The organism is Brevundimonas mediterranea, from assembly GCF_014196125.1.
GTDB lineage: Bacteria > Pseudomonadota > Alphaproteobacteria > Caulobacterales > Caulobacteraceae > Brevundimonas > Brevundimonas mediterranea.
Map to the genome: position 1 here is coordinate 19,391 of NZ_JACIDA010000002.1, position 15,548 is coordinate 34,938.

Here is a 15,548-nt window from a genome sequence, read left to right on the forward strand (position 1 = left end):
CCGTCTCAGCCTGTCGGTCGTCTCAGCGCGGGGCGCCCGAGACGATGGCGGTATGGGCGTTGCGGTTGCGCGCCCAGCTGTCCTCGCTGGAGCCTTCGGCGATCGGACGCTCCTTGCCGTAGCTGATGGTGTCGATCCGGCCGGCCGGGACGCCGCGGTTGATCAGATAGGTGCGAACGGCCTCGGCGCGGCGGGCGCCCAGGGCCAGGTTGTACTCGCGGGTGCCGCGTTCGTCGGCGTTGCCTTCGATACGGACAGTGACCTGCGGATAACGCTGCAGCCACTGAGCCTGGGCGTCCAGGCGCGGCATGGCTTCCGAACGGACGTCATAGGAGTCCAGGTCGAAATAGATGCGGTCGCCGACGTTGACGACGAAGTCCTGTTCCGTGCCCGGCGCGGCGGCGCCCATATTGCCGCCCGACACCGGACCGGTCGGGGCGGTCGGATAGGCCGGGCCCGTCGGCGCGGTTTCCGGAGCGGTGGGCACGGCGCCTTCGACCGGCTTGCGGGCGCAGGCGGCCATGGCGGCGACGGCGCAGCCGACCATGGCCAGGGTGATGATGCGGGAAGTCTTCATGGGGTCGTCTCCTGACACTTTGAAATTAGGACGGCGGCCTAAAGCTTGGCCATACAGTTTGCCCGGGCCCGATTTCGAGCGCCAGACTGAATAACACACTGTTGAGCCGAACGGGCTCAGCTCGGGCAGCTGTCGGCCCCCTGGCCATAGCCCAGGTTCGACGGCGGCGTGTCCAGCAGGGGCGACCAGGCCGGGTCGGTGCCCCGGCCGTTATAGCCCGCCTGGGCCACAACCCGCCCCGACAGGTCCACGGTCCACAGCCGCGTGTCCCCGCCCCGCGTCTGGCGCGCGAACATCACATAACGGCCGTTGGGGGCCCAGTTCGGGCCTTCCTCGAAATAGCTGGACGACAGGATGCGTTCACCCGAACCGTCGGCGTTCATCACCCCGGTCGAGAACCGGCCGCCGCCGCTCTTGGTGAAGGCGATCAGATTGCCCGTCGGGCTCCAGGCCGGCGCCGTATAGGTTCCGCCGCCGCGCGAGATCGGCCGCTGGCCCGAGCCGTCGGCCCGCATCACATACAGGCGCGCCTGGCCCGAACGGTCCGAGTTGAACACGATCTGGCTGCCGTCCGGGCTGAACGACGGCGAGGTGTCGATGCCCGGATCCGACGTCAGGCGCGACAGCTGCCGGCTGCGCAGGTCCATCACATAGATGTCGGTATTGCCGCCCCGGATGATCGAGAAGGCGATCTTGTTGCCGTCGTTCGAGAAGCGCGGCGCCAGCACCTGGCCGTCGAACTCGCCCAGGCTTTCGGTGCGGCCCGTGGTCAGGTTGCGCAGATAGATGCGGCTATAGTCCTTGCCCAGCGCCACATAGGTGATCTCGTCCGGCTGCGAGGTCGAGAAGCGCGGCGACATGATGATCTCGTCGCCCTGGGTCAGATAGGTGGGATTGAACCCGTCCTGGTCGGCGATGGTCAGGCGGTTGATCCGGTTCAACTGCGTCCCCTCTTCCGAGACGAAGACGACGCGGGAATCGAAGAAGCCGGTCTCGCCGGTCATCCGCTGATAGATGACGTCCGAGATCTTGTGCGCGATCCGGCGCCATTGTTCCTGGGTGGCCGTGAACTGATAGCTGACCAGTTGGCACTGACGGTAGGGATCATAGAGGCGGAAACCGACGTCCAGCCGATTGTCCGCCCGCGGCGTCACCGCCCCGTACAGCACCGCCTGGGCCCCGATCTGGGTCCACTGCGGGAAATTGGGCGCATTGGCCAGGGTCAGGCCGGTCTCGATGAAGCCGGCGGGGTTCAGCGGCTCGAAGAAGCCCGACCGCCGCAGATTGCCGCTGACCACATTGGAAATGTCCGCCCCATGATCGCCGGTGAAGGGCACGATGGCGATCTGCAGGGGTTTCAGCACGCCCTGATCGATCTCGACCTCGACCGGCTGGCCCGCCTGCGCCGGAGCGGTCTGGCCCTGGGCCTGGGCCGAGGACACGCTCATCGCCACGACGGCGGCCGAGGCCAGAAGAAGGTTCAGACGCATGGAATGCTCCCGTAAATATCGAAGGATCGCCGCCCCTTATCGCCGGGTCGTGTGACATTCGCCAGCTTCAAGCCGAATGGGGCGACTTTCAGGACGGCCTAATCACATTGATGCGTGATGCGTGATGCACTATCTTCCACCCATGCGCACCACCCTCGCCATCGACGACGACGTGCTGAACGCCGCACGAGCTATCGCGGTCCATCAAGACCGCACGATTGGCGAAGTCGTGTCCGAGCTCGCGCGACAGGCGCTGCAAAAGCGGGAGACGATCGTCCGCTTTCGCAATGGCGTTCCTCTTCTGCCAGATCGACCGGGACCAATGGTCACGCTAGAGGACGTTAACGCGCTCCGCGACGAACTGCCTTGACCTATCTGCTAGACGTCAATGTGCTGATCGCCCTCGTCGATCCGCGTCACGTCTTTCACGATACGGCGAACGGTTGGTTTCAGCGCGAGGCCGCCAGGTCATGGGCCACCTGTCCGATAACCGAAAACGGCCTGGTCCGGATTGTCGGCAACAGTCGCTATCGCAACCCGGTCGGACCTCCGTCCGAGGTCGTTCGGATTCTCGAACTGTTACGGGACATGGCGGGTCACGTCTTCTGGCCGGACGCTATCAGCCTGGCTGACGACCGGTTGTTCGATCCATCGGCCCTGACGACGCCCGAACAGATCACCGACGCCTATCTGCTGGCTCTGGCCGTCTCGAACGGCGGTCGGCTGGCGACGCTGGATCGCCGCCTGTCGCCGGACGCGGTCAGGGACGGGCGAGCGGCCCTTCACCTGATCACCGACGCCTGACCTTCACCGGTTGCGGCAGGCCCGTTCCGTGTTGAACGTGGGCCGATAGGCCCCGCCGGGGAAGCCCTGGGGCACGTCGAACGGCGCGGTCTGGCGCAGGGCGCGCAGGGCGCCGTCGGCGGCGGCGCGATAGACCGACGACGACTGCGGATTGATCAGCGACGGTCCGCGCGTGATCCGCCCGTCCGCCGACAGGGTCAGCTCCACCTGGATCCGCAGCTGGTCGGCGCCGGGGATGTCGCAGGGCAGGACCCAGTTCGGATAGACCTGGTTGAAGATAGCCGTCACCTGCGGCCCGGTCGCCTGTGAGGCGCTTCCCGCCCCCTGCTGACCCGTCGCCGGACGGCCGCGATTATTGGTCGGCCGCGTCGGTCCCGCCAGGGCGTCCAGATCCAGACTGGGCTCGTCGCGTTTCGGCGCGGGCCGGGCGGGCGTCGGCGGGGTAGGTCGCGGCGGCGTCGGGCGCGCCTTCTCGGGCGTCGGCGGCGCGGGCCGGGGGGGCGTGGGTCGCGGCGGCGTCGGCGTCGGGCGCGGGGTCGGACGCGGCGGCGCGGGCGTCGGGGTCGGCGGCGGCGGGGTCGGTTGCGGAACCGGCGGCGTGGGCGTCTCCGGCGCGCTGACCGGGGCGGTCGCCGCGTCGTCGGGCGAGGGTTCCGGCTGCGGATTATCGGCCGCCGCCGCCTCGATCACCGTCTCCGACACGATGGTCACCGGCACCGAATTCACCAGCGGCTTGGGCTCGTCCGTCTTGTGTGAAAACGAAACAAAGGCGAGCGCGACCACACCCGCGTGCAGGGCGATGGATCCCAGAATGGCAGGGCTGGGCCGACGCAAGCGATCAGGCCTCCGGCGCCGTGTCGGTGATCAGGTTCAGCTTGGTGAAGCCCGAGGCCGACAGCCGCGCCATCACCCGCGCCACCGCCTGATAGGGCGCCCGGCCGTCAGCGCGCACGAACACCGGCCGCTCGGACGCCTGGTCCGATCCGCCGGCCTCGGTCAACAGGCGCACGGCCAGATCGTCGAACGCGGTCTCGCTGTCGCCGATGAAGATGGCGCCCTGCTGGTCGATGCTGACCGACAGGGGTTCATTGTCCGTCTCGACCGCGCTGGCCTCGGTCTTGGGCAGCTCCACCGGTACGCCCACGGTCAGCAGGGGCGCCGAGATCATGAAGATGATCAGCAGCACCAGCATCACATCCACCAGGGGCGTGACGTTGATCTCGGTCAGGGGGCCTCGGCGTCCCCGCCGACCACGCCGTCCGCCGCCGCTCGCACCGCCGCCCAGCGCCATGGCTCAGACGCTCCGGTTCAGATTGATGCCCGACGACGGCGCGGCCGGGGCCGGCGGCGCGGACGGGCTGCCCAAGCGGCGCGCGACCGCGGCCTGCAGGTCGTCGGCGAAGGCGTCCAGACGCCCGGCGAACTTGCCCGCGTCGATCGAGAACTTGTTGTAGGCGATATAGGCCGGTATGGCCGCCGCCAGGCCGATGGCCGTGGCGAACAGGGCCTCGGCGATGGCCGGCGCCACCGTCGTCAGATTGGTGTTGCCCGCCGCCGCGATGCGACCGAAGGCGTTCATGATGCCCCAGACCGTGCCGAACAGGCCGATGAAGGGCGAGGCCGTCGCCACCACCGACAGCACGCCCAGGCCGTTCTCGATCCGCTGGCTCTCGCGCGAGATCAGGCTGTTCAGCGCCCGGTCGATCCGGGTCATCAGCAGGTCGCCCTGGTGATCGTTCAGCGCCCCGCGCTGACGCGCCTCGCGCCAGTCGGACAGGGCGATGACCAGCATACGCGGCAGGGCGTGTTCCGGCGCCGGCCCAGCCTGGGTCGCCACGTCCTCCAGCGACCGGCCCGACTGGACCGCCTTTTCGAAGTCGTCGGCCTGTTTGTTCAGGGCCGTGAAGCGGAAGGCCTTGTCGATGATGATGGTCCAGGACCACAGCGACGCCGCCGCCAGGCCGATCATCACCGTCTTCACCACCCAGTCGGCGGTCAGGAACAGTTCGACAGGATTCATCATCGAGGCGTCGACGGGCGTAGTCATTCAGGCGCTCCGGGCGGGGTCGGCTGCGGATTGGAGATTGGCGACACCCCTCTTCGACCGAGCGGGCGTGACCATTGTGTGGCGAGGGCGGCTTCTAGCGGTCCAGAGGACGCCCGTCACCTGACAGGCGCGTCATCCGGATCACTCCGGCGCCACCCGCCGGGTCGGATCGACCGCCACCGACACGGGCGCGCCGACGCTGATGATCACGCCCTCATGGCCTTCCTTGGCGATGGAATAGGTGGCGGCGTCGCGCACCAGCTGTTCCTCGCAGGCCCGGTCGCCGGGGCGGCCCAGGGCTTCGCAGCCGCGCTTGGCCGCATCGGTCCAGCCCAGCACCCGGCGCGTCGCCGCCTCGGCCCGCTTGATGGCCGCCTCGTCCTCGGCCGCCGCCTGGGCGATCAGGGCCTGGCGCGCGCCCTGCTGATATTGCAGCTCGGCCTGGCCCGCCATCTTGCGTTCCCAGACCTTGTAATAGGGGCAGCCGACCAGTCCCCCGCCGATCACCAGGACCAGCAGCAGAAAGGACACGATCACGGCGCTGGCGGTGATTCCCTGGTTTTGCATGTTCGCCCCTCCCCGGTTCGCCTGAGTCTAGTCGCCGTCGCCGCCGCTTGCCAGCCAGGGCGTGACCTTTTCGACCAGCGCCCTGGTGGGCCGGCGCGGCCGTCCGTCCAGATGTATGCAGACCGCCGTCACCTCGGCCCGGCACAGCACCTCGCCCGCCCGCTCCACCGTCTGGCGGATGATCAGCCGCACGCCCTTCACCGCTTCGTACAGGGTCCGCACCACCAGGGCGTCGTCGATCCGCGCCGGCTTCAGATATTTGATATTCAGTTCGGCGACGACGAAGGCCAGGGGCGGGTCCGCCTCCAGCAGGTCCGAATGGCCCACGCCGATGGCCCGCAGGAAGTCCGACCGCCCCCGCTCGAAATAGCGGACATAGTTGGCGTGATAGACCAGACCGGTGAAATCCGTGTCCTCGTAATAGACGCGCACCGGCAGCAGATGATCGCGTCCGTCAAAGCGCCCGGCGGTGGGAAGATCGGTCATGGCCCCAGTCTAGCCCGTCGGCGGCCGGGTCAGGAAGCCGGGACAATAGCGTTCGCGCATGTCGCGGAACTCGGTCGGCAGCGGATCGTCGCTGAACAGGATGCGGCTGGTCAGGGACACGAAGCCCACCGCCTGCCCGCCCCGCGTCCGCCCCACATAGCCGCACACCGCCCGTCTCTGGCCGACCTCGGAATAGCGCAGCTCGGCGTCGCGCCCCAGTTGTTCGCGGATCTGCCGCACCGCGCGCTGGGACGCAGGCTCGGGCGGCGCGACCCGCGTCCCGTGCGTCATGGCCCACACGCCCACGGCGGCGGCGATCAGGGCGACCGCCGCCGCAACGACAAACCAGGTCTCGTGGGTCTGGATTCGGCGTCGCATCATCCGGCCGGAGCGTCGTCCTCAATGAAATCCAGCGGCGTATTCGCCGCCGGCAGGCAGGTGCGATCCACCTGCGCGGACGGATCGCGCAGGAAGTCGCGCGCCATGCAGCGGGTGCAGGCGCTGGCGTTGATCACGCCATGGGTGGCGTTCGTGACGATCACCACCTGGCTGTTTGCATAGCCCTTGGCGGCGGCCTCGGTCAGGGCAGGCGGGCAGCCCGGATCGATCTCGGCGGCGACGAACAGGGTCGGGATGTCGGTCTTGACCGGCAGGTTCTCCACCGGATCGGCCGCCCCCACGTCCACGGCCGCGCAGACGTCGAAAAGGCGCGACAGCGACGGGACCAGCACCTCCGCCACCGGATCGCCGGCGGCGCCCGCCGCCAGCCGCGCCCTGGACTCGAACGGCAGCTCCTCCTTGCACAGGTGGGCCATGTGCTGGCCTTCGAAATAATAGTCGCGGTTCTCCGCGATCTCGGCCACAGGGGTCAGATCGTCGGCGATGATCTTCTCCAGATCGGCGGGCAGACGCCGCACGCCTCGGCCGCTGTAGGTCGTGTCCATCAGGAAGGCCGACAGGTCGTCGACCGTAAAGGTCTGTCCGTCCTTGCCCGTCACCGGTCCCGCCAGCCAACGCCGCGCCGCGGTCTCGAACCGCGCCTGAAGGTCCGGATGCCGCGCAGCGCACTCAGCCTGGGCGGCGCACTTGGCCAGGATCAGCCGCACCGCCGTCGACACCTGTTCCGGCGTCCCCACGGCCCAGTTGCCTTCGGGCGGCCAGGGACTGTCCATCACCGCAGCGCGGACGATCTGCGGCTGATGGGTGATGACGGCGGCCTCGATGCGTGGGCCGTAGGAGCCGCCCCACAGGTCGATCTTGCTCAACCCCAGCGCCTGGGTCATGTCGCGCACGTCGTCCGCGATGGCGGCGGCGTTGTACCAGCGCAGATCGACCCCCTTGGCCTGATAGGATTTCAGACAGGCGATCAGCCCGTCGCGATCCGCATCGGACGGCGGCCCCGCGTCGGTCAGTTCGACGCCGGGACAATCCATCGACGGATCGCTCTCGCCGCCCCCGCGCTGATCGAACAGGATCACGTCCTGATCGACCGCCATCAGGTCCGGACGCCGCGACAGGGCGCGCAGGATGTTTCCCGCCCCCGACGTCAGCGCCCCGCCGGGTCCGCCGTGGAACATCACCATGGGCGGCAGGGCCTGGCCCAAGGCGTCCTTGTAGGGCGTGCTGGCCTTGAGGATCACCACCGCCACCCCGATCCGGCGGTCGGTCGAGCCGTCGCGCGCCTCTTCCACGCTCAGGGTCCCGCACCGCACCTCGCGCACGCCGGTGGGCCAGTCGGTCGGACAGGGGGCATCCGTGAACACGGGCGCCGCAGCCTTTGCTGGCGGGGCCAGGGCCGTCAGGCCTGAGACGGCCGCCAGGACAGCCAGGGTGCGCAGGATCATGTGACGGCTCCGGTTCACCGACAGCAAACCTCCGCCCGCCCTTCTTGGCAACCGCCTATTGGAGATCAGGCCCCGTTCAAGCGGCGTGCTTCTTGCGCGCCGCTTCCGTCAGCGCATCGACCATGCGCTCGCGTCACTCCGCGCCCTCTTCCGCGAAGGCGCGAATGATTCGCTCGCATCCTTGCCCGGATCGAACGCAATCTTCATTCAAACAGGTCGCCCGGCACAGGTCCGGCGGCGGGGGGCGGCGGTGCGCTCAGGCCCAGGTGCGCATAGGCCTTGGCGCAGGCCATGCGGCCGCGCGGCGTGCGCATGATGAAACCCTGTTGCAGCAGATAGGGTTCGATCACGTCCTCGACCGCATCACGCGCCTCGGCGATCGCGGCGGCAAGGGTGTCCATCCCCACCGGCCCGCCGCCGTAGTTCTCGATCAGGGCCTTCAGGAAGCGCCGGTCCAGACTGTCCAGCCCGGCCTCGTCGACCTCCAGCCGCGCCAGGGCCTTGGCCGCAACCAGTTTCGAGATGGTCTCGGCGCCGTCCGCCGAGGCGAAGTCGCGCACCCGGCGCAACAGACGCCCGGCGATCCGGGGCGTGCCCCGCGCTCGCGACGCGATCTCGCGCGCGCCGCCCTCATCGATGGCCGCGCCCATCTTGCGCGCCGTGCCCCGCACCACCGCCGTCAGTTCGTCGGCGGTGTAGAACTCCAGCCGCAACGGAATCCCGAACCGGTCCCGCAGCGGCGTGGCCAGCAGCCCCGCCCGCGTCGTCGCCCCGACCAGGGTGAAGGGCGCCAGGTCGATCCGCACCGAGCGCGCCGACGGCCCCTCGCCGATGATCAGGTCCAGCACATGGTCCTCCATGGCCGGATACAGGATCTCCTCGACGTTCGGGCTCAGTCGATGGATCTCGTCGATGAACAACACATCGCGCGGCTCCAGATTGGTCAGGATCGCCGCCAGATCCCCCGCCTTGGCCAGGATCGGGCCCGAGGTCGCCCGGAACCCAACCCCCAACTCGCGCGCCACGATCTGCGCCAGCGTGGTCTTGCCCAGTCCCGGCGGCCCGAACAGCAGCACATGATCCAGCGCCTCGGACCGGCCGCGCGCGGCGTCGATGAAGACCTTCAGATTGCCCTTGGCCTGAGACTGACCGACGAACTCGGATAGGGTCTGGGGACGCAGCGCACGGTCATAGGCTTCGCCGGGGGCGGCGTCGGCGGCGACCAGTCTGTCATCGCTCATTGAACCGCCCCCCGACGCGACAGGCTTACAGCCCCTTCAAGACGACATAGCCGATCACCATCGCGACAAGGCCGACGACGAAGACCAGTACGGTTTGCAATTTCTTGTTCATTATCAAATCCATTTCGACATTCAGGCGCACGAACGACCGCGGCCGCCCGGCCTCGCCCTGAAGTCACGATCCCTGAGAAGAGTTCCCCCCTCACCGCCCCAACTCCTGCAGGGCCGCGCGGATCACCGCCGGCAGTTCGGCCTCCTCGCCCAGCCGGATCAGGGCCTGATCCACCGCCCGGCGCGCATTGACCTCGGCCACGCCCAGCCCCAGCAGGGCCGACACCGCCTCGCCGGTCAGGGACGGCGGGGGCGGCGCAATCTCGACATGAACGCCCGGCGCCGTCGGCGCGAAGCTGACGTCGCCCAGAGGCTTGCCCTTCAGCTCGGTGACGATCCGCAGCGCCAGCTTGGGGCCCACCCCATTGGCCCGCGCCACCGCCGCCTTGTCCTCGCGCGCCACCGCGCCCGCCAGTTCGCCCGGCGGCAGCACGTCCAGCACCGCCAAGGCCGCCTTGGGCCCCACGCCCTGAATGGCCAACAGGGTGGTGAAGGCCCGCCGTTCGTCGCGCGTCAGAAATCCATACAGACGCGGCCCCGCGTCCTCGCTCCACTGCGAATGAACATGCACCGTGGCCTCGTCGCCCGGCGCCGGCAGCCGTCCCAGGGTCCGCGCCCCGCACGACACGACATAGCCCACCCCGGCGCAGTCGATCAGGCAGTCCGCCTCCCCGACCTCGGCCAGCACCCCTCTCAGACGCCCGATCATGCCGCGCCCCGGTGCATGGCTTCAAGCAAGGACCGTTTTCTCAGCTGTGCATGGGTGACCGCCACGGCCAGGGCGTCCGCCGCATCCGCCTTCACGTCGCCCGCCGTCGGCAGCAGCCGTTTGATCATGAAGGCGATCTGGCTCTTGTCCGCATGGCCCGCCCCGACCACGGCCTTCTTGATCAGGTTCGGCGAATATTCCGCCACCGTCAGCCCCAGCTTGGCCGGCGCCAACATCACCGCCGCCCGCGCATGGCCCAGCTTCAGGGTCGAGGACGGGTTCACATTGACGAACACCTCTTCCACCGCCGCCTCTTCGCAGCCGTGGTCGGCGCAGATCGTCCCCAGGGCCTCGAACAGGAACAGCAGGCGTTCGGAAAAGGGCGCGGCCTCCGGCGGGGCCACCACCCCGTGCGCCACCCACCTCAGACGTGCGCCGTCCGAGACGATCACCCCCCAGCCGGTGCGTCGCAGACCCGGGTCCAGCCCGATGATTCTGACAGGTTCGTTCGCCATCCGTTCCCCTCATGCCGCAAAGAGGGTTATCGGGCAATGAACAGCTTGACCTCTCAGGTCGAAACCCGACGATCAGGCCTTAGCCGTGCGCCTCGACATAGGCTTCCGGGTCCTTGTTCACCGGCTTGACCCCGGTGATGTGCTCGGCCTCGAAGGCCGCGAACCGCACCGCCAGAGCGTGCCGCGTCGCCACGTCGGCGTTCAGGCGAAAGTCGGTCAGGCCCTGCCGCTCCTCCTCGCCCATATGTTTGGAGTTGACCACATTGGCCTCGCCCACCGCCGCGAACCAGGCGGGGCTGCCGACGGCGTGCGCCTCCACGGCCTTGACCGCGTCGCGCAGCTTGTTGTGATCCTCGATGGCGTCCTCGGTCTCGCCCTCGACCGTGCCCTCATCGGCGTCGTTGGCGCCCTCGCCCAGCTTCATCAGGTCGGGATAGAAGAACCGTTCCTCGGCCTCGGCGTGGACGTCCAGAAAGGCCGACAGCCTCAGCCAGACCGCGCTCAGGGCATCGACGTCCTTCGGCTCGATCTGTTCGATGATCGAGAACAGCCGGCGTTGTTCGGCGTGGTCGTCGAGGATCAGCTGGGTGATGTCCATGGGCGGTCGTCGTCTCTGCGACCCGGACGCCATCCGCCCCGGCTGGCGGGGCGGCCGCCGGGATCGGCGGGTCTCGCGGTCCCCGCCTTAATCCCGTTCACCGGCGCAGGTTCCGCGCCGGGACCGTCAGCCGACCCGTATCAGCCTACGATGGCCTGCAGCTGGGCGGCGGCGTCCGCGATGGTCGCCCGGCCGCCACGGCCGCGACGGGCGGCGTCCAGGGCGGCGGCCGACATGGCCCCCTCGGCGCGGGCGCTTTCCAGATCTTCGCGCAGGGCGCTGATCTGCTGGCTCAGGGTCTGGACCCGGGCCTCGTGCTCGTCCTGGGCGGCGGCCAGCTTGGACTGCAGCTTCACCATCCGCTCCTCGGCGCGGGCGATGGCCTTGTCGTGGGCCATGGCCGCCTTGGTCAGGGCCTCGGCGCGATCGACGGCGGCGACGCGGGCGACCTCCATGGCCGCCTGACGCTGACGCGCGTCCTCGGTTTCGGTTTCCAGCGTGCGCACCCGTTCGACCGCCCGGTCCAGGGCGACCTGCAGCGTGTCGGCGCGCCGTTCGACGGCGTGGCCGCCGGTCTGCAACTCGTTCAGGCGCGAGGCCTGTTCGCTGTTCAGCACCTCCAGCCCGTTGGCGCGCGCCGTGGCGGTGTCCAGTCGGGCGGTCAGGGCGGCGATCTCGGCGCGGGCCGATTCGACCTGGCTTTCCAGCGAGCGGATCGAACGGGCGGCTTCGGCCTGTTCTGAGGCGGCGCGGGCGCGTTCGGTGGCCAGCTGGCCTTCGCCGGCGGCTGCGGCGCGGGCCAGACCCGCCACCTCGGTCCCGACCTCGTCCACGCGACGGCGCAGGGCGGTGTTCTCTTCCAGCACCAGGGCCAGATCGCGTTGGACCTGACCGCGCGTGGTGTCGGACTCCGAACGGGCGACCTCGGCCTGTTTCAACTGGTTGCGCAGCGACTCCTGGTCCTGCTCCAGTTCGCGAATCCGCTGGGCGGAGGCGCGCTCGACCGTCTCAAGACCTTCCAGCCGCGTCGACGCCTGGGCCAGTTCATTGCGCAGCCGGCCCAGCTCGACCCGGGCCTCCTGCAGATTGACCGTGGTCTCGCCGCCGCGCGCCGCCAGGTCGTCGGCCTTGGCCTCGGACTCGGCCAGGGCGTCCGACAGCTTGCGGACCTCGGTGGTCAGCAGGCTGGCCTGTTTCATCGCCGCGCTGTTGGCGTTGCGCAGATTGACCAGTTCGACGTGGTTGTCGCGGCGCGAGCGGAACTCGGCTTCCAGCGGATCCCGCAGTTGCCCCAGCAGGGTCTCGAAGGTGCCGAACCGCTGCGCCATCTCCGACAGCTGGTCCAGACTGTCCTGGATGGTCTCGAACCGCTCGCCGATCAGGCCTGCGACGTCCTGCTCGGACCGCCCGGGCACGACCGCTTCGTCCTTGGCCTGTTCAGGCTTGCCGCGTGACAGCACGCGATCGATTCTGGTCAGCTTCATGGTCGCGCCCCGCGTCGTATGCCCGCATCGCGGTGGGCGACCTCGATCCCTGCCCTCCAGAGGCGAATCGAACCGCTCACCGTCCTTGAACAAGAGGTTAATCGCGCGTTACGGAAGTGTCGAGACCTCCGTTCGTCGATCAGCGCGTCTACGTATTATCCGGCGTACTTGGCCGCATCCTCGTCCGAGACGTCCTCGTTCGAATAGACGTTCTGCACATCGTCCTCGGCGTCCAGGGCGTCCAGCAGCTTGAACAGGGTGCCGACAGCCTCGCCCGTCACGGTCACTTCCGACTGGGGCTTCCAGACGATGGCGGTCGACTTGGGATCCCCCAGCACCTTGGACATGGCCTCGGCCACCTCGTTCAGGTCCTCGAAGGCGGTCCAGATCGTGTGGCCCGGCGCGTCCTCGTAGATGTCGGGCTTGACCAGATCGCTCTCGACGTCCTGGGCGCCGGCCTCGATGGCGGCTTCCATGACCTCGTCCTCGGTCCCGGCCTCGGCCTTGTAGATGATCTGGCCGACCTTATCCCACATGAAGGCGACCGAGTTCATCTCGCTCAGCGCGCCGCCATTCTTCTTGAAGGCCGCGCCGATGTTGGACGCCGCGCGATTGCGGTTGTCGGTCAGGGCCTCGACGATGATGCCGACGCCGCCGGGGCCCCGGCCCTCGTAGCGGACCTCTTCCATCGTATCGACGTCACCGCCCGAGGCCTTGTTGATGGCCCGCTGGATCACGTCCTTGGGCAGGCTTTCGGCCTTTGCGTTGTTGACCGCCAGGCGCAGGCGCGGGTTGGCCGCCGGATCGGGCAGGCCCGACTTGGCCGCCACCGTGATGTCGCGCGACAATTTGGAGAACAGCTTGGAACGCACCGCATCGGCGCGCCCCTTGCGGTGCATGATGTTCTTGAATTTCGAGTGGCCGGCCATGGGATCGTCTTCGAGAGTCTGAAACCTGAGCCGCGCCTCCTAGCCGATGCGCGGCGGGCTGTCACGATGTACGGGCGTGATGAGCTTCTGGGGTGGAACCTCGACCGTTTGGGCGTATTGATCCGGGACGCTGCTATGGAGCCCCCGATGAACACCGCCGACATCTATGAGGCCGAGGGCCGCGCCGACGACGACCTGCACGAGGCCGACATCGTCGAATGGTACGAGACCCGCCCCGTCACCGTCTCCACCGCCGTCGCCACCGGCTCGATCCTCACCGCCTTCGCCCTGGGCGCCCTGACGGCTGTGGGCGTGCTGTTCCTGACGGGCCGGCTGGAGGATTGATCGGTTATCAGATACCGCTCATCCCCGCGAAAGCGGGGATGAGCGACCCGCATTTCCATCACCCGACATGCTGGGCAATCCTCGGCCTTCAGCACCAGAGTGTTGACGCCCTCCATAAAGGGCAGAGCGCCTGTCACGGCCTCGCCCCATTTCTCGCCCGTCGGCAGATCGACCGAAACCGCCGCCCCGCCGTTAAGCGTCACCGACACCCGGCCGCCCGCGCCGACCACCGTCAGGACGCGGTTCCCCGCCGTCTCCGCCGTCAGGGTGTAGCGCAGCCACTCCCCCGTCTCGAACTCGACGACGAGCGGCTCCCCCTCGACCACAGCGATGTCCACCCCGTCGTTGCGCCAGGTCCGGCCGGTGTTCCACCAGGGCACGCGCTCGCCCGGCCCGTCGGTGTCGGCCTCATAGACGTCCGACCAGGCCACGCCCGACCGACCCAGGTCATAGTCGGCCGCCCGGATCACGCCGCCTTCTTCACCGACCCGATGCGCGACGAACGGGACCGCCGCGTCCGAATGGGGCTGGCGCAGCATGGCGTCGATCACGTCGCGATGTTCGATCGTGTTCTCGAACCGGATGTCGTGGATCGCCAGCCGCATCAGCGTCTCTTGCGCCTCCGCCGCTGACGGGCGCGGCCCCTTGCCCGTCAGATAGGCGACCAGCCGCGCCCAGCCGGGATTGGGTGTGATCTCCAGCGGCTGGTTGAAGCCGATCTTCTTCAGCGGCCAGAAGGCCCAGCCGATCCCCTCGCCCTCGACCAGGGCGATGGTCTCGGTGAACCAGGTGTTGGAGTTCTCGCCGGATTCGCCCAGCCACACGGGCGCGTTGGTCTCGTCCCTCAGCCGCAGGATGTCGGCGATCGAGGCCCGGTCCGTCGCGTTCCAGTATTTATGGAAGCTGATCGCGGTATTGTCGTCCCACAGGGGCGTGACGCCGCGATAGTTGTTGCCCCAGCAATTGCCCTCAATGATGATCATGTGCCGCGGATCGACCTCGCGGATCGCCGCCGTGATCTCCATCATCAGCGACCGCAGCGGAGCGTTGGTCGTCTCTTCGCAGCCGTGGCCGCCGCCGGGCTTTTCGAAGTCCCAGTTGGGTTCGTTGATCAGGTCATAGGCGCCGATGGCCGGCTCGTCGGCATAACGTTCGGCCAGTCTGCGCCACAGGGCCACGGTCTTGCGACGATTCTCCGCGCTGTCCCACAGCGAGGGCTTGGACGGATCGCGGTCCGAGATGGCCAGGTCGCTGCCCTGCCCGCCCGGCGCGGCGTGCAAGTCCAGGATCAGATACATCCCATTGGCCTTGACCCAGGCCAGCAAGGCGTCGATCTCGGCGAAGCCGTCTTCCTTCCAGGTGTCCTGGCCCTGAACCGGCTCCTGATCGACCGGCAGGGTCAGCCGGTCGTAGTGCATCGGCAGCCGCACCGAGTTGAAGCCCCACCGCCCCATGGCGTCGATGTCGGCCTTGGTCGTGTGATTGGCGCGCCAGGCGGCGTAGAAGCCTTCAGTTTTCTCCTCGCCGATCAGGTCAACGATCCGCGCCCGGATCACATGCTGCGGACCGAGCGCGCCCAACTGCAGCATATAGCCTTCCTGCAGCACCCAGCCGCCCAGCCCCATGCCGCGCAGGATGACCGGCTCGCCCGCCTCATCGACGATCCGCGTCCCCTCGGCTCGCAGGAAGCCGCCCGTCTGCGCCTCGGCCCCACAGGGCGCGCACAGCGCCGCTGTAACGGCCAGGGCCGCGATCCATCCCGTCTTCATGGCGTTCCTCCACGCTCCTTTTTGGGAACGTT

Annotated in this window: 18 protein-coding genes; 2 read left to right on the forward strand and 16 right to left on the reverse strand. The window is 68.5% G+C overall.

All coding sequences use genetic code 11. From position 1 onward, the window contains the following. Positions 1 to 22: 22 nt before the first annotated feature. Both pal and tolB read right to left on the reverse strand, forming a co-directional pair. Entirely contained in the window at positions 23 to 577 is a 555-nt protein-coding gene (gene pal, locus GGR11_RS09010; RefSeq protein ID WP_183196451.1) for a peptidoglycan-associated lipoprotein Pal, read from the reverse strand. Positions 578 to 693: 116 nt separating this feature from the next. Further along, positions 694 to 2,067: a Tol-Pal system beta propeller repeat protein TolB gene (gene tolB / locus GGR11_RS09015; protein WP_183196452.1), complete on the reverse strand. Its 1,374-nt coding sequence runs from the start codon at positions 2,065 to 2,067 to the stop codon at positions 694 to 696. Positions 2,068 to 2,209: 142 nt separating this feature from the next. Between tolB and GGR11_RS09020 the strand changes: the two genes are divergently transcribed. Next, entirely contained in the window at positions 2,210 to 2,437 is a 228-nt protein-coding gene (locus GGR11_RS09020; protein WP_183196453.1) for a CopG family transcriptional regulator, read from the forward strand. Further along, positions 2,434 to 2,871 (forward strand): TA system VapC family ribonuclease toxin, encoded by a 438-nt coding sequence (locus tag GGR11_RS09025; protein ID WP_183196454.1) that lies wholly within the window; start codon positions 2,434 to 2,436, stop codon positions 2,869 to 2,871. Before GGR11_RS09020 ends, GGR11_RS09025 begins: the two co-directional genes overlap by 4 nt. Before the next feature lie 3 nt (positions 2,872 to 2,874). Here GGR11_RS09025 and GGR11_RS09030 read toward each other — a convergent pair whose 3' ends face one another. From GGR11_RS09030 to GGR11_RS09095, 14 genes are all read right to left on the reverse strand, one after another. Next, positions 2,875 to 3,705 (reverse strand): cell envelope integrity TolA family protein, encoded by an 831-nt coding sequence (locus tag GGR11_RS09030; RefSeq protein ID WP_183196455.1) that lies wholly within the window; start codon positions 3,703 to 3,705, stop codon positions 2,875 to 2,877. A gap of 4 nt (positions 3,706 to 3,709) precedes the next feature. Beyond that, on the reverse strand, positions 3,710 to 4,162 hold the full coding sequence (gene tolR / locus GGR11_RS09035) for a protein TolR (RefSeq protein WP_183196456.1): 453 nt from the start codon (positions 4,160 to 4,162) through the stop codon (positions 3,710 to 3,712). A 3-nt stretch (positions 4,163 to 4,165) separates the two neighbouring features. Further along, complete coding sequence (gene tolQ, locus GGR11_RS09040) at positions 4,166 to 4,918, reverse strand: protein TolQ (protein WP_183196457.1); 753 nt, start codon at positions 4,916 to 4,918, stop codon at positions 4,166 to 4,168. A 141-nt stretch (positions 4,919 to 5,059) separates the two neighbouring features. Further along, the gene (locus tag GGR11_RS09045; RefSeq protein ID WP_183196458.1) at positions 5,060 to 5,485 is read right to left on the reverse strand and encodes a hypothetical protein; all 426 of its coding nucleotides are present in this window, start codon (positions 5,483 to 5,485) and stop codon (positions 5,060 to 5,062) included. A gap of 27 nt (positions 5,486 to 5,512) precedes the next feature. Further along, positions 5,513 to 5,971 (reverse strand): tol-pal system-associated acyl-CoA thioesterase, encoded by a 459-nt coding sequence (gene ybgC / locus GGR11_RS09050; RefSeq protein ID WP_183196459.1) that lies wholly within the window; start codon positions 5,969 to 5,971, stop codon positions 5,513 to 5,515. Between the two features lie 9 nt (positions 5,972 to 5,980). Beyond that, on the reverse strand, positions 5,981 to 6,352 hold the full coding sequence (locus GGR11_RS09055) for a hypothetical protein (RefSeq protein WP_183196460.1): 372 nt from the start codon (positions 6,350 to 6,352) through the stop codon (positions 5,981 to 5,983). Beyond that, positions 6,349 to 7,815 (reverse strand): alpha/beta hydrolase, encoded by a 1,467-nt coding sequence (locus GGR11_RS09060; protein ID WP_183196461.1) that lies wholly within the window; start codon positions 7,813 to 7,815, stop codon positions 6,349 to 6,351. The genes GGR11_RS09055 and GGR11_RS09060 overlap by 4 nt, the downstream gene beginning before the upstream one ends. A 203-nt stretch (positions 7,816 to 8,018) precedes the next feature. Beyond that, positions 8,019 to 9,056, reverse strand: coding sequence for a Holliday junction branch migration DNA helicase RuvB (ruvB, locus tag GGR11_RS09065; protein WP_183196462.1), 1,038 nt, complete (start codon positions 9,054 to 9,056; stop codon positions 8,019 to 8,021). A gap of 202 nt (positions 9,057 to 9,258) precedes the next feature. Further along, on the reverse strand, positions 9,259 to 9,876 hold the full coding sequence (ruvA, locus tag GGR11_RS09070; RefSeq protein WP_183196463.1) for a Holliday junction branch migration protein RuvA: 618 nt from the start codon (positions 9,874 to 9,876) through the stop codon (positions 9,259 to 9,261). Continuing rightward, positions 9,873 to 10,391: a crossover junction endodeoxyribonuclease RuvC gene (gene ruvC / locus GGR11_RS09075; RefSeq protein WP_183196464.1), complete on the reverse strand. Its 519-nt coding sequence runs from the start codon at positions 10,389 to 10,391 to the stop codon at positions 9,873 to 9,875. The genes ruvA and ruvC overlap by 4 nt, the downstream gene beginning before the upstream one ends. 79 nt (positions 10,392 to 10,470) lie before the next feature. After that, complete coding sequence (locus GGR11_RS09080) at positions 10,471 to 10,989, reverse strand: hemerythrin domain-containing protein (protein WP_183196465.1); 519 nt, start codon at positions 10,987 to 10,989, stop codon at positions 10,471 to 10,473. Positions 10,990 to 11,129: 140 nt separating this feature from the next. After that, positions 11,130 to 12,473, reverse strand: coding sequence for a hypothetical protein (locus tag GGR11_RS09085; RefSeq protein WP_183196466.1), 1,344 nt, complete (start codon positions 12,471 to 12,473; stop codon positions 11,130 to 11,132). Between the two features lie 155 nt (positions 12,474 to 12,628). Continuing rightward, a complete protein-coding gene (locus tag GGR11_RS09090; protein WP_183196467.1) occupies positions 12,629 to 13,402 on the reverse strand; it encodes a YebC/PmpR family DNA-binding transcriptional regulator in 774 nt (257 codons plus the stop codon). Positions 13,403 to 13,566: 164 nt separating this feature from the next. Then, positions 13,567 to 15,516 (reverse strand): cellulase family glycosylhydrolase, encoded by a 1,950-nt coding sequence (locus GGR11_RS09095; protein ID WP_246331748.1) that lies wholly within the window; start codon positions 15,514 to 15,516, stop codon positions 13,567 to 13,569. Between the last annotated feature and the right edge of the window lie 32 nt (positions 15,517 to 15,548).